Here is a 13,638-nt window from a genome sequence, read left to right as displayed (position 1 = left end):
AGAGTGCGATCGCCCCCACTGACAAGACTAAAACATTTCGACACAAAACCAGAGGTTTGAAACATAAATTTTCGCCCCTCTGCTTATCTCCTAAATTTCTCGCCCAAACATCACATCACCCGTTTCCCGCCGGTATGCGGACAGTGAAAATAGACCCTTTTCCCTCTTCGCTTTCTACCAAAATTTCCCCGCCCATCATCTGACAGTAGTAGCGGCTAAGTGTCAGCCCCAATCCGGCGCCGTCGTAAGGTCGCGCTGCTGAAGAGTCAGCTTGCACAAAAGCTTCAAACAATTTGTGCTGTTGTTCTTCCGACATTCCAATTCCGGTATCTTTAACCGATAAACAAATCCAATCCGAGTCTTGAACATTCGGCAGGGGACAAGCGATCGCCCCAGAAGGAATTTCATCGGCAGCCATTGAATCGTCAATCGCCTCACGCCCTGCTGCATTCAATTTTCCACTTCCTGCAATGCGCTTCACAGTCACTTTCACCCTACCGTTTTTGGTGAACTTCGCAGCATTACTAAGCAGATGTATCAAAACCTGGCGCACTTTTTTGAAATCTGCGTGCATTATGCCCACAGTTCGATCGCACTCAATCTCCAAAACATTGCCATTTTTCTCTACCAACGGTTTCGCGGCACTCGCAACATTGTCAATCAGGGATTCGATGTCAAACTCCTGGATTTCGAGTTTCATACTCCCCGCTTCAATTTTTGACAAATCAAGGATATCGTTAATCAAAGATAGCAGATGCGCGCCTGCTTTTTCAATCTTCTGCAAGTCGGGTACAAACTCATCAAATCCCGCATCCTGGGCATCTTCTGAAAGTAGTTGACTGTAGCCAATAATCGCATTTAAAGGCGTCCGCAATTCGTGGCTCATATTTGCTAAAAACTGGCTTTTAGCAGTGTTAGCTGCGACGGCGACTTCTTTAGCTTGTTCTAATTCTTTTGTATGTCCCGAAACCCGCTCGATTAGGTGATTGAGAGAGGCCGCCAGAGAGCCGATTTCGCCTTGTCCGGTGACGGGTGCTCGCAAGTCAAAATTTGACTCAGCGGCTACTTGTTGGGCCACCTGAGTAACGCTGATCATAGGTTGAGCGATCGCCCGACTCGTCCGGTAAGCCACCATTCCAGCTACCACAACCGACAGCAGCATACTAAAAATAATTATGGCTTTTTCCATGCCTTGGGCGTCTTCCATCACTTCACCGCCTTGGCCCTCTTGCTGCTGGGCAATATCGAGGATTTTGCTCAATTCCTCAAGGCTGCTGTTGAGCTGTTTTACACCTTCTCCGCTTTCGATTGCGAGCAATTTTCTAGCCGACTCTATCTCCCGAGGCGATAGTTGCGATTGCTGGATTTCCTGCAAAGTTGACTTGAGAGTATCGGCGTAGGATTCTAAATTTTTAGTGCAATCTTGCACTAAAAGCTTGAGAACTTCCGGTTTTGCTGCCAGCCAAGCGGGTTGGCTGTCGGCAAAATTTTCTATACGCAACCGCAGATTTTTTGCCTTAACAATACTCTTAACCAACTGCTCTTCTTGCTGTTTTAGCTTGAGCGAATTATCTACAAAAGAATCTAGCTGTGAACCCTGCAATTGAGCCGCCAGCGCTGCATCTTTAAAATTGCCTAGCAATTGCGCTTGTAGGTGAGCATCATTGAATTGCTTTAATCCTTGTCCTTGGTAATAATCGGCAATCACCAGTCCGCTCAGTGAACCCAAAAATCCGATTCCTATTGCCAGCAAATACCCGTATCCAATTTTTTTATGGATAGGCAAACTGCCAATTTTAGATGGCAAACTTTGGCTGACTTTTAAGGATAATTTTTCGACAAAATCATGGTTGGATTTTTTGGGGCTGACTGTTTCGACAGAGGCCACTTCTCCGGAAATAAAAACTGGCATCTGTTTACCTAAATTGGTATTATTTTGGTTAACTTTTCGCGTTTTCACGTTTTTATTCGGCGGGTTAAATGGTTCTAAGTCTGAATTCAATTCCCCCTGGTTTTCACAAACTGCAACCGATAAACTTGCTTCATGTCCTGTTTTTTTTAGCAAGTTAATTTTTGACATATGCAACCCCTGTCTTCTGTTAAAATCTACCACGCTCTTAATTTCTCCAAACGGAAAAGCTTGTCTATTTGACCGTAGACATCTGCGAAAAAGCATCTGAAACTCTGGTCGAGTCAGAGGAGAAACTTAAATTCGGTTGATGTCTAAGAGATAATTAGGCTGTTGAGGACTGTTGCCAAATTACTTTTTCGACTCGTAAAAGTCTGCAGCAGGCAAAAAAAATAAAAACTTATCCCCGCAGTGAATTATCCCTGCGTGGAATGTTACAGGCAGAAAATTGTCTCTGACCTGTTTTGCCTGTGATTCGCCCAAAGCTGATATTGTCTGTTGACAATGCACCCGATTCCTTAGCTTTGGGCTTTGGCTGCCAGCAATGCGACGATTGCTTGACGGTTTTTGTTGAGCATCCGACAACTTCATAGCACAGAATGTCACAAATGCGGCAGCCGATCGAACTTTTGCACCCTGGCGATCGACTTTTGGCATCGTTGCCCCGCAAAGACAAGTCTGAGGCGAAGTCTCGTTAGTAGAGTATAACTTTAGGGCTCGCGAAAAGAAACCCGGTTTCTGCGAGTCAATCGATGGCGCGATTTTAGATTTTAGATTTTAGATTTTAGATTTGAAGCATTGACCCGACGGATAAATACGTTCGGCAAGTTTTATCGGATACAGGTTTTTTATTTCTGGATGGATGAATCCGGGGTTTGTATCCTGAATGGTTTCTGTCAATTTTTGGCCATTGCGAGTTCTGCAGTTGCGGTAGTCAATTCGATCGCCAGTGCTAGCTTACCGTCTCTACCCAAAGCTTCATCGGCCAAGTGTACCATCCAGCGATTCGGCTTGGCTTGGGGTCTGGCGGCGAGCACCAACGCCCAAGCTTCCCGTTCTTTGCCACGACCCAACAGCGCAGCACACACAGTCAAAGCTGTGGCCGTTGAACGGCTGATCCCACTTTGGCAGCACATCAGCAAACTGCCTCCCTGGGACGACATTTTGAGGGCGAAGTCAATAATTTTCAGTACATCGTTAAGGCTAGGCAAGATTTGATCGGGGTCATCAACGGGGGTGTCGAGGTCGTTAAACTCCAGGCACATTCGGTTCGGGATTTGATCGAAAGTTTTGGGTTCGGGGACGCCTGGACTGCCGATCGAGATCAAGTATTTAATCTCGCGTCGCGCTTGGCGCTCAACAATGTATTCGCTGGCTTCTGCTTGCGAAGCAATCAGGATTTTTGGCAGTTTTTCACCCGACAAATCCGGGGAAACAGAGGGATCAAAATCAACTGTTTCTGCCTCAGTGCTGACATCCGCCAAGTATTGGGCAGCCCGGGCACGAACGTCAGCAAATTCGCGATTTAAAGCTGTTTCCAGAGCAACAATAGCAGCCGTGGAGCCAATGTGACCGAGGGATTTAACAGCCTTTTGGCGCACTCCAGAATTTTCGTCCCCCAGCAGCCGCACCAAACCTGCCACAGCTTCCTCTGTCCCAATTTCCCCCAAAGCAGCAGCAACTCTCCACCGCACATAAGATTCGCTGTCGCCAATTGCGCTCGCCAGTCCCGCGACCACCATTTTTGGCAATTTCGCATCTCCCTCTGTATTGATGTTCCCAAGGGCAACCGCCGCCCTGCCGCGCACGAAAATATCTCGATCCCAGAGCGACCCGATTACGGCCACCATAGCCACCTCGCTGCTGATTTCTCCCAAGGCAGAAACTGCACTGCCCCGCACGTCTGAGTCGTCATGGTTGAGGGCTTGCACCAGTCCCGCCACAGCCGTTTCCGTGCCGATTTGTCCCAAGGCCTCGGCGGCCCTCAAAGAAACTGCATAGGAGTCGGGATCATCGTGAAGCAATTCTACTAAGCCCGGTACTGCTTCAGAATCGCCGATTTTCCCCAAAGCCGCCGCCGCCCTAGCGCGGACGATGTGATTTTCGTCTCTGAGGGCATTCAGCAGGCCGGGAACTACCTCAGAGACGCCGATTTTCCCGCAGTTGACTGCTGCCCGCCAGCGCACTTCGGAGTCTGGGTGTTTGAGGGCTTTCAGCAGCGCGGGGACGGCTATTTTCGGGTTAATTTTGCCCAAGGCCCAAACAGCCCAGGCGCGCACCCCGGAGTCTGGGTGTTTGATGGCTTTGAGCAGTGCTACGGCGGCTGGTTTCGAGTCAATTTCTCCTAAAGCCCAAGCGGCCCAAGCTTGGATTTGGGAATCTTTGGATGCGAGCGATCGGGCTAATTCAATTACTGCTGCTTCGGAGCCGATTTTCCCGATCGCCCGAATCCCCTCCAGGCGCACTGCACTTTCTTTGTGGTTCAATGCGGCCACCAGTATCGGGATTGCCATATCCGAACTTGTGAGGGCCAGCAGTTGAATTTTGAGTAGGGGCGAAGTGGGGATTTTGTCGATTAATTTTATGGTGGCTATTTGAAATTCTGGCTTTACCGTTCCTGCTAGCTTTGAGCCGAGTTTTAAATTTACTTTTAGAGCTAATTTTACTGCCCGCAACGCCAGACTTTGCTGTTCTACTTGCGGCAATATAGTCGCCAAGGTGTGCATCCCTTGTTTTTGTTTCAAATATTTTTGATGGAATTGAGCATCGCTGAGCTCGGGTAGCTGTTGGATGAGGCTTGCTGCTGAGGTCACTGATTTATCCTAATATTTTGGCGAGCGGTTGAGATTGCTCTTTTAAACTGTCTTTAAAAAATATGGCGTCTACAAAACGCTACTTCTAAAAAAAAGCTTGCACCCACTTCTAAAATATGTCTCATTCCCCTATTTTTGCAACTCCCCAATTATTAATTATCGGGTTTGTTTGGGCGATCGGCTTGACAATGAGTTGCGCTTGCTGCTTGGCATCGCTGGGTTTTGAGATAGCCTAACTCTGCTATATCATTTTATAGCAGGTTGGTTTGAAATAGCGATCGGCGCGGTGGACAATCAAGCATCCAGGATACAAGCCCCCGGATTCATCCGTGGGGTCAATACTTCAATTCTCAAATCTCAAATCTCAAATCTCAAATCTCAAATCTCAAATCGATTGACTGCAGCCAACCGGAAACAGCTTGATTGCGGGACAATCTCTCAACGAGCATAGGGCCCTTTTTTCAAAACCTTAGCCAAAGCGTTATCGTTATCTCGCAAACCTTCGTAAAAAAACATCACTTCTCCTTGAATCCCGCAAGAGCGGTTGTAAGCAATTACTTGCAACAACAGTTCGGGAGTTATGCTATATTTGCTGCCTCGATTCGTCAACAAAATACCGGGCGACACGCACTTTACTTGCTGCCCGCTAAGCTGTCCCGACATCATTTTATCGACCAATTGTTTGTAAGCATTAAAATCGCGACGATAAAACTGCGGGTGAAGCAGATCCACCAAATTTTTGTCAACCCAAGCTTTAGAATCTTGCAAATATTCCACCAGTCCCCAATCATAAGGACTCGGCGACATCGATAGCAACAAATCAGGATTAATCGCTTTCACTTCTCGGTGTAAACGAGCCACAAACTCAGTAATAATATTAGCGCGCCACTGCAGCCAATGTTGCTCTTTACAATCCGACGGCGCTGCTTTACCGCACTCTTCTAGATAGCGTTTAACCGTTTTTTCGTCGTAACCGCCTTCTACCGGAAACGCAATGCGATCGTCTCCTTGAACGCCGTTTACCGGATAATTCTTAGCAACTTCCAGCATCAACCCCAGCACAAAGTCTTGCACTTCCGCGTCAAGAGAATTCATCCAGTCAAAGTTATTTTTTTTAAGTAAATTGCCGCTGGCATCACGGGCAATCCACTCAGGTTTTTTCGCCAGCAAATGACCGCCATTGCGATTGTAAGAACTCACAAATCCGTATTCAAAACAAGGAATTACTTTTAAGCCAACTCTCTTTGCCTCAACACATATTTCTGCTAAGGGGTCGCGACCTTGATAGCGCGAGTCAATTTCCACCCCAAAGTTTTCTCGCATTATCTGAGAAGGATAAGCCGTATAACCCTGGTTCCAAATTATAGGAAAAACGGTATTAAATCCCGTATCGGCGAGAAAGTCCATTGCCTCAGCAATTCGCTCTTTTGATGTGAGAACTTTGCAGTCAGTGGTGGGTATCCAAACGCCGCGAATTCCACCATGATTGTTAGTCGCAAATGAACTTGGCAGCGTTGCTGGATTTGGTGCAGAAAATCCAGTCGTCGCCAACCGCTGTTGGAATGAAGAGACCAAACTGCGAATTGCAGATTGGAAAGGTGTGAAAAATCGCATTTATTTATTCTTTTTTTTTTGTAAGGTGCGGAGTACGCACGCTACGTTATTAATTTGTAGCACCCGATATTATTTATGGATAAGATGCGCCGAAGCACCGCCTATATTATTTTTGAATAAGGTGCGGAGTACGCACCCTATATTGATTGGTAGCACCCGATATTATTTATGGATAAGGTGCGCTGCGCGCACCCCAACATTGTACTATCCAGCGACAGCAGATAACTGCTGGCTCAAAGCTTCTTTCAAAAGTTCGGCCTTATCAGTTTGTTCCCAAGGCAAATCTAAGTCAGTGCGCCCGAAGTGACCGTAAGCCGCCACATCTTGATAGAAACGGCCGCCTCTTTCAGCAGGCAAATTCTGCAAGTTAAATGCCTGAATGATTCCCGCAGGACGCAGTTCAAAATGCTGCTTCACAACTTCTAAAAGGCGATCGTCATCAACTTTCCCAGTGCCAAAAGTTTCGATCATCATGCTAACAGGCCGCGCAACGCCGATCGCATAACTCAACTGCACTTCGCACTTTTGGGCCAAACCAGCCGCTACGATATTTTTAGCAACGTAGCGACAAGCATAAGCCGCGCTGCGGTCTACCTTGGTGGGGTCTTTCCCAGAAAAAGCGCCGCCGCCGTGGCGGGAATAGCCTCCGTAGGTATCCACAATAATTTTGCGGCCCGTCAAACCCGAATCTCCTTGAGGCCCGCCGACCACAAATTTGCCGGTGGGGTTGACAAGGAAGCGAGTTTCTGAGTCCGGCTGCACGCTAATATCGGCAAACACAGGTTGGACGACTGCAGTCCAAAGGTCTTCTTTGATCTTGGCTTGAACTGCGGCCGTTTCTGTGATGTCGCCGATCGTTTCGGTGTGCTGGGTAGAAATTAAAATCGTATCTATGCCAACGGGTTTGCCGTCCTCATAGACTACTGTAACTTGGCTTTTGCCGTCGGGACGCAGGTAAGATAACTGACCGGTTTTGCGGACTGCTGCCAGTTGACGGCAAATCCGGTGGGCTAAACTAATCGGCAGAGGCATCAATTCCGGCGTTTCGTTGCAAGCAAAGCCGAACATCAAGCCTTGGTCGCCGGCTCCAATGGCGTCTAATTCCTCTTCACTCGATTGTTCCCGGCTTTCGTGGGCTGTATTCACCCCTTGAGCAATATCGGGAGACTGAGAATCAAGAGCTACCAACACTGAACAACTATTGGCAGAAAACCCGTTGTCAGCGTGGATGTAGCCAATATCGGCTATTTTTTTCCGGGCTAATTCTATGTAATTTACCTGAGCTTTAGTGGTAATTTCGCCCGTCAGCAGCATTAAGCCAGTGTTGACGACAACTTCTGCTGCGACGCGGCTTTTGGGGTCTTCGGTCAGTAAGGCATCTAAAATCGTATCGGAAATTTGATCGCAGATTTTATCGGGATGCCCTTCAGTGACCGATTCAGAGGTAAACAGGTAGCGGCGTGACAATGATTATTTCTCCTTAGATAGGGGCTCTTCCTGCGCGACCTCGACGACCAACGAGTTATTTTTCAGGTAAAGGCCAAGAAAGATCGCGTCTGGGCTACCGTCGAATTTTTGTCGGTCTGCAGAGCCGTGTTGAAGCAGGGTTTGAGATTGGGTAAAGTGACACTACTATAGCAAAGTGAGTTCCGGGAAGTCCCTAAAAACTTAGATTTTTTAGGATTGTCGATCGATCTTGGACACCGCTCGTCTCCCCCCTAACCTGACAAAGGTTGATGCACAGTAAGATACAGTCAGGGTATCGCCTTGCGGAACGACTATGGCAGGACTCCAAAAATTACCAAACTTGATCCAAACAGTTGCAGACCTAGAATTTCCCGGCGGCCCCATACCGCTTGACTCTCGATTTTATATCGATCGCTCAGGGGCCGAAGCCCTGGCCTGTGCAGAAATTAGCAAACCCGGTGGCCTTGTTCGCATTAAAGCTCCCAAAAAAATGGGCAAAAGTTCGCTGATGCTGCGGATAGTTCACGCGACAGTCGATCGTGGATACCGCACAGTAACTGTAGACTTTCAGCAAGCTGACGCAGCGGTTTTTGCTAGTTTAGATAAATTTTTACGCTGGCTTTGTGTCAATGTCGCTCGGCAACTCAAACTCGAACCAAATATTGATGAATTCTGGGATGAAGATATGGGCAGCAAGGTCAGCTGCACAATTTACTTTGAAAACTATTTGCTCGAACTAATTGACAGTCCTATTGTCTTGGTGATTAACGAAATAAATCGCATATTTGAACGGACTAACATTGCTCAAGATTTTCTTTCGATGATCCGTTTTTGGTATGAACAAGCTCGCGCTAGCACAATTTGGCAAAAACTCCGCATTGTTGTCATTCATTCGACCGAGATTTATATTGCTTTGAGGCTTAATCAATCTCCATTTAATGTAGGAATGCCGATTAAACTCTCAGAATTTACTGCTGAACAAGTTCAAGATTTGGCGTGCAGACACGGACTGAACTGGAGCAATAGCGCTCCGATCGAGCAATTAATGAACATGGTAGGCGGGCATCCTTATTTAGTGCATTTAGCGCTGTATCACCTGGCAATTTTGCAACAAAATCGCCTCTTTGTCGATCGGGATGAACCAGGGCAGGAACTGGCGCTAGCCAAGTTGGCAGAACTTTTAACAGCAGCTCCTACTCACAGCGGAATTTATAGCGACTACTTGCAAAATCAGTCGATCGCCATTCAACAGCAGCCCGAACTCGCCTCCGCATTCCAACAGGTTGTCGATGCTAAAAATAGCGTTCACCTCGAACCTTTGATGGCTTATCAGTTAGACAGCATGGGACTTGTCAAATTAGAGGGAAATAACTGTAGTTTGTCTTGCGAATTATATCGCCTGTATTTTCAAGGGCAAAATTTGTGCGAGGACAAGTTATCGGTGGTTCGTTTTGAGGAGTTGCAGCAAGAAAATCTAAGGCTGCAAGCTTTGGTGAATGTGGACGAACTTACTCAAATTGGCAACAGACGGTATTTTGATAGTTGCTTGCGAACCGAATGGAAACACATGGCTCGCGAGGGGTCTCCGATATCTTTAATTTTGTGCGATCTCGATTATTTCAAAATATATAATGATACCTACGGACATCAAGCAGGAGATGATTGTTTGCGATTGGTAGCTCAGACAATTCGCCGATCGCTCCAGCGTCCTGCTGATGTAGCTGCTCGCTACGGGGGCGAGGAATTTGCTGTGATTTTACCGGAAACTGATGCGTCGGCGGCTCTGGTTGTTGCCGAACAAATTAGAGCAAAAGTGAAAGCTTTGAATATTCTTTTTAACCCGCAGAGTCTTGACGGTCTACCTAATTCTGTGGTAACGATTAGTTTGGGAATTGCCAGCGTTGTTCCCAGCGAGGAAAATGATGCGATAACCCTGCTACTGGCGGCTGATGAAGCTCTTTATGACTCGAAAAGGCAGGGGCGCGATCGGCTCACTATGAGTACGCTTTTCAATTTTCGATTTGCTGGTGTTAATTAGCTACTTCTGGGGGAATATAATTCGTTTCTACACATAACCTGTTGTGCATTTAATTTGTATGTTGAGGGCGGGTTCTCCTGCCCAACCCCTACTCCCCACAAAAGAAAAAATTTATTTTACTATGCAATTTAAATGCGGATTAGCTTACAAAGTCCGCCCGCGCGGACTCTGAAGAAAACGATAGTTAAGAACTGGATTTGATGTTAATAGCGGGGGACGGTTCGATCGACTACCATTGAGTAAGCATCGATACCGCCAACGATATTTTTAACGTTAGTAAATCCTCGATCGGTCAACCACTGGCACATTTGAGCCGATCGCACTCCGTGATGACACAGAACTAGGGTTTCGGTGTCGCGATCGAGTCTAGCGTCAATTTCACCAGACCATTCGGCAAACTCGCTCAGCGGAAAAGCTACAAATCCCGGCAGCGCCGCGAGTTCAATTTCGTGAGGTTCCCGCACGTCTACAAGCTGCAATTTCTCAGCATTAGTTTCTGCTAATTGGCGAGCTAATTCTTCGACTGTAATTTGAGCAAAAATTTCTGACATTTGATTAGGAAAATGTAGGCATCAGTCAATCGATTTTAGATTTTAGATTTTAGATTTTAGATTGTTAACAGTCAACAGTCAACAGTCAACTGTTAACAGTAATTAATTGAGGGGCGAAGGCGGTGAAATTAGCTCCACAGGAGGGGTAGGTGCAGGACGCCCGTCCAACTGGCTCACGCTGTCCCTGGGGTCAAGACAAGTGGCGATTAACCTGTCAGTGGGAAATTCGAGCCTGCCGCTCAAACCGACTACGCATTCAGAAAACTGTTGTGGCAATAAACTGCGGCGGCATCCATCGAGCACTACCAGGGGATCGGCAGGTTGAGTTCGACTTTTGCTGTTAATATTCACTACGCAAGTAGCCAATTCTTGGGGACGCCTCACCCGCCGACAGCTAGAGAGCGCTTCGACACCAGAAATCTTGGTTTTGCGGTTGATTTGGAGGGCGCATTTAGATATGTCGCGGGGGCGGAGGGCGTCAGCACAAGCGGCGGCGGCGGCCTCTGCTGCCACTCCGGCTTCGATTAGTTCCAAGGCGCAGACGCGATAGGGATTCCTAGAGCGAGGAATTCTAATAGTGATGGCTGAGGCTGGCGATATGGGCAGGGCTGTTGCCAACAAACCAAGTGCTGCTAGCTGCGTGCCGAGAGCTAATATCCAGCGCCCGGTAGGGTTTGAGCCGGTCGGTGCTGGCTTTGGGGAAGAAGTGCGGGAGAAATTGCGGTTGTGCATGGCAGATCGAGTAGTGAGTTTTTTTGGCTGATTTGGGCGATCGAGCGATCGGCTTTTCCTTCAGAATTTACCGCACATTATGGATCGCCCTCCGGTCGATCGTTTTTTTATCGATCTTTATTTGAATTTTGACCGTTACCAACATATAATATAGAGTCTGCATAAATATTGCATACAGATATTAGAGAGGAAAATAAATGTCTCGATATCGAGGCCCCCGATTGAGAATCGTCCGTCGCCTGAAAGAGTTGCCCGGTCTAACCCGCAAAACCCCCAGACGAGATTATCCGCCTGGACAGCACGGTCAAAACCGCAAAAAGCTCTCTGAGTATGCGGTTCGCTTGCAAGAAAAGCAAAAACTCCGTTTCAATTACGGTGTGACGGAACGCCAATTGCTCCGTTACGTCCGCAAAGCCCGCCGTGTCACGGGCTCCACAGGTCAAGTGTTACTGCAATTTTTGGAAATGCGCTTGGACAATACTGTGTTTCGGATGGGAATGGCTCCAACCATTCCGTCCGCTAGACAATTGGTAAATCACGGTCACATAACTGTCAATGACCGTGAAGTCAATATCGCCAGCTATCAGTGCAAGCCTGGTGATGTGGTTGCTGTGAAAAATAGAGAGCGCTCGCGCACAATGGTAGAAGCTAATCTCAAAGACCCAGGCTTGGCTCACTTGCCGAATCACTTGGAATTTGATAAGCAAAAACTAATTGGCAAAGTTAATGGCGTTATCGAACGCGAGTGGATTGCTCTACAGATTAACGAACTGCTAGTGGTGGAATACTACTCACGGCAAGCTTAATTTATTAGTCATCAGTCGTTGGTCATTAGTCATCAGTTGGTTGCTAGCAGAATAATTAATAATTGGGTACGAACCCAGTTATTGATTAATTGCTACTGAATAATGAGGACTAAGGACTGAGGACTAAGAATTCATCATTTTTAACACTCCCACCCCCTAAAAAGGGATGGGATTTTTTGAAGGTTTCGCTTGTTAACTTCTTTTATATCGTTTCCGGTTGCATCGGAATGATTTAACCGCAGAGGGCGCAGAGAACGCAGAGGGAGAGAATACAGAGATGAATACAGGACGATGCTACCGGATTTGATATTAGTTGCCATTTGCTCAGACGACACCTGCCTGATGGCTTAAATGATTTCCCAGCCCCAAATTACTCCCTTAAAAAGTTTCTTCTCCTGTGGGTTCTTGGTGGACAAGACCTCGCTTTTGAAGGCGATAATTCGCTACAACGGGGTAAACAACACCGCGTATCCGATTGATCGCACCTACTGGACGATGAACTGCTAAGCCGTTCCAGGGAGAATATCTCAGGTTTTCGTTGAAATCAGATTGTTTTTCATAATCAATAATCTGATGCTTGACGGTGAGACGACCTACTCTCAAGAAGGGTGATTCCTTTTCCTTCCAGACATTGATGCCATCGTCGATCGGCATTTTTAGGCTGGTTTGGAACTGAATGCCAAAATCCCAACAGTATTGAGCGTCAGGTTTCGCCAAGGCTTGAATGAGATCGTCCCGGTAATAATTGTCTGGTTGATTGGGATCTAAACCCAAGGCTTTAGCGCGATCGACAAAGGGAATTTTAGGGATTCCCGGTCGAGATTGTTCTGGAATTATGTCGTGCGGTGGTTTGCATGAAACCGGAGTGAACCCATACTTAATTACAGCAGGATATTCGACAGGAACTAGACCAGGTTGCGAGGGATCGAAATCGGGATTGAGACCCAAAGCAGAGGGTGAACCGCTCCAATATTTGGCTGTTAGCAAACTCTTCGGAGTCCGGCTACCCGTAAGCGTTGACACAGCTAAAAAGTGTCTGGGATGTCGAATTAGCCACTTCTTCAATGTCTCTGGTGATTCAACCAAAGCAGAAAAAAAGCCGTAGTAGTCTTTGATGGTTTGGCTCACAAATAGCTCTGAATTGTGAACAATGATGTCCTGGGTTTTTGACTCGTGGCTTTGCGCCAGTCGTTCCCCTTCCACCCCCATCACTTTCAGTGAGATTGAACGCGAATCTTTTTGGTAATCAGGGTATACTTTGGTAGCGCCGTTAGCAAAGCGCAACCAAACAGGATATTGTTGGGGTTTTGCTAGCAAACCTTGCTTAAGGGAAATCGCATTCAGTTGCGAAGAAGTTAACGAAGCGCGTTTGCCCAATTCCCGTTTAATCGCTTCCTCATCAAAGTCAAAAATTTCCAGAGTTCCTTTAACGCAAGCATGAGTTTTGGCGTGAGTATCTCGCAGCGCCCGATCCTTATTGCCGTAAAGATTATCCATCCGAAGCTTGGCCTGCTCAACCAAAAGATCGTAATATTTGCGTTCGTCTTGTTCGGGATATTCGGTAAATAACTTCTTGTTCATAACATAACCTTTGGTTAATCGCTAAAAAAGGCTCTACACAAACCGTTGCATCTGTGAAACAGTATAAATGCTGGTGCAATTGCTTCCGAATTGCCGTAGCTTATCGCTTGCGAAAATATCGCCTTTT

General features: G+C 47.0%; 10 protein-coding genes. 2 read left to right on the top strand and 8 right to left on the bottom strand.

Going from position 1 to position 13,638, the window contains the following annotated elements:
- Positions 1–115: 115 nt before the first annotated feature.
- The 5 genes from QT973_RS08180 to metK form a co-directional block, all read right to left on the bottom strand.
- Positions 116–2,080 carry a HAMP domain-containing sensor histidine kinase gene (locus QT973_RS08180; protein ID WP_333211767.1) on the bottom strand — a complete coding sequence of 655 codons (1,965 nt, stop codon included), beginning with the start codon at positions 2,078–2,080 and terminating at the stop codon, positions 116–118.
- 180 nt (positions 2,081–2,260) lie between these two features.
- Positions 2,261–2,566: a hypothetical protein gene (locus QT973_RS08175; RefSeq protein ID WP_333054655.1), complete on the bottom strand. Its 306-nt coding sequence runs from the start codon at positions 2,564–2,566 to the stop codon at positions 2,261–2,263.
- A gap of 239 nt (positions 2,567–2,805) precedes the next feature.
- Entirely contained in the window at positions 2,806–4,722 is a 1,917-nt protein-coding gene (locus QT973_RS08170) for a HEAT repeat domain-containing protein (protein WP_333232445.1), read from the bottom strand.
- A gap of 438 nt (positions 4,723–5,160) precedes the next feature.
- Entirely contained in the window at positions 5,161–6,336 is a 1,176-nt protein-coding gene (locus QT973_RS08165) for a family 10 glycosylhydrolase (RefSeq protein WP_333054653.1), read from the bottom strand.
- 204 nt (positions 6,337–6,540) lie between these two features.
- Entirely contained in the window at positions 6,541–7,803 is a 1,263-nt protein-coding gene (gene metK / locus QT973_RS08160) for a methionine adenosyltransferase (RefSeq protein ID WP_333391133.1), read from the bottom strand.
- Between the two features lie 313 nt (positions 7,804–8,116).
- Here metK and QT973_RS08155 point away from each other — a divergent pair, with 313 nt between their 5' ends.
- The gene (locus tag QT973_RS08155) at positions 8,117–9,841 is read left to right on the top strand and encodes an AAA-like domain-containing protein (protein ID WP_333391130.1); all 1,725 of its coding nucleotides are present in this window, start codon (positions 8,117–8,119) and stop codon (positions 9,839–9,841) included.
- A 203-nt stretch (positions 9,842–10,044) separates the two neighbouring features.
- Here the strand turns inward: QT973_RS08155 and QT973_RS08150 are convergent, their stop codons facing one another.
- Both QT973_RS08150 and QT973_RS08145 read right to left on the bottom strand, forming a co-directional pair.
- Complete coding sequence (locus QT973_RS08150) at positions 10,045–10,392, bottom strand: rhodanese-like domain-containing protein (protein ID WP_333391128.1); 348 nt, start codon at positions 10,390–10,392, stop codon at positions 10,045–10,047.
- Positions 10,393–10,494: 102 nt separating this feature from the next.
- Positions 10,495–11,124 carry a hypothetical protein gene (locus tag QT973_RS08145; protein ID WP_333391125.1) on the bottom strand — a complete coding sequence of 210 codons (630 nt, stop codon included), beginning with the start codon at positions 11,122–11,124 and terminating at the stop codon, positions 10,495–10,497.
- 197 nt (positions 11,125–11,321) lie between these two features.
- Here QT973_RS08145 and rpsD point away from each other — a divergent pair, with 197 nt between their 5' ends.
- Complete coding sequence (rpsD, locus tag QT973_RS08140; RefSeq protein WP_193975783.1) at positions 11,322–11,930, top strand: 30S ribosomal protein S4; 609 nt, start codon at positions 11,322–11,324, stop codon at positions 11,928–11,930.
- Positions 11,931–12,308: 378 nt separating this feature from the next.
- On the opposite strand, the gene QT973_RS08135 is transcribed toward rpsD, so the two are convergent.
- A complete protein-coding gene (locus QT973_RS08135; protein ID WP_333391121.1) occupies positions 12,309–13,511 on the bottom strand; it encodes a catalase in 1,203 nt (400 codons plus the stop codon).
- Positions 13,512–13,638: the final 127 nt, after the last annotated feature.

The sequence above is a fragment of the Microcoleus sp. Z1_A1 genome, assembly GCF_036700305.1.
Taxonomy (GTDB): Bacteria; Cyanobacteriota; Cyanobacteriia; order Cyanobacteriales; family Microcoleaceae; genus Microcoleus.
This window is presented reverse-complemented; position numbering and strand designations above follow the sequence as displayed.

Coding starts and splice junctions, on each gene's coding strand:
- QT973_RS08135 (WP_333391121.1), bottom strand. CDS start 13,511: ATGAACAAGAAGTTATTTACCGAATATCCCGAACAAGACGAACGCAAA.
- QT973_RS08150 (WP_333391128.1), bottom strand. CDS start 10,392: ATGTCAGAAATTTTTGCTCAAATTACAGTCGAAGAATTAGCTCGCCAA.
- QT973_RS08155 (WP_333391130.1), top strand. CDS start 8,117: ATGGCAGGACTCCAAAAATTACCAAACTTGATCCAAACAGTTGCAGAC.
- QT973_RS08180 (WP_333211767.1), bottom strand. CDS start 2,080: ATGTCAAAAATTAACTTGCTAAAAAAAACAGGACATGAAGCAAGTTTA.
- QT973_RS08145 (WP_333391125.1), bottom strand. CDS start 11,124: ATGCACAACCGCAATTTCTCCCGCACTTCTTCCCCAAAGCCAGCACCG.
- QT973_RS08175 (WP_333054655.1), bottom strand. CDS start 2,566: ATGCCAAAAGTCGATCGCCAGGGTGCAAAAGTTCGATCGGCTGCCGCA.
- QT973_RS08165 (WP_333054653.1), bottom strand. CDS start 6,336: ATGCGATTTTTCACACCTTTCCAATCTGCAATTCGCAGTTTGGTCTCT.
- rpsD (WP_193975783.1), top strand. CDS start 11,322: ATGTCTCGATATCGAGGCCCCCGATTGAGAATCGTCCGTCGCCTGAAA.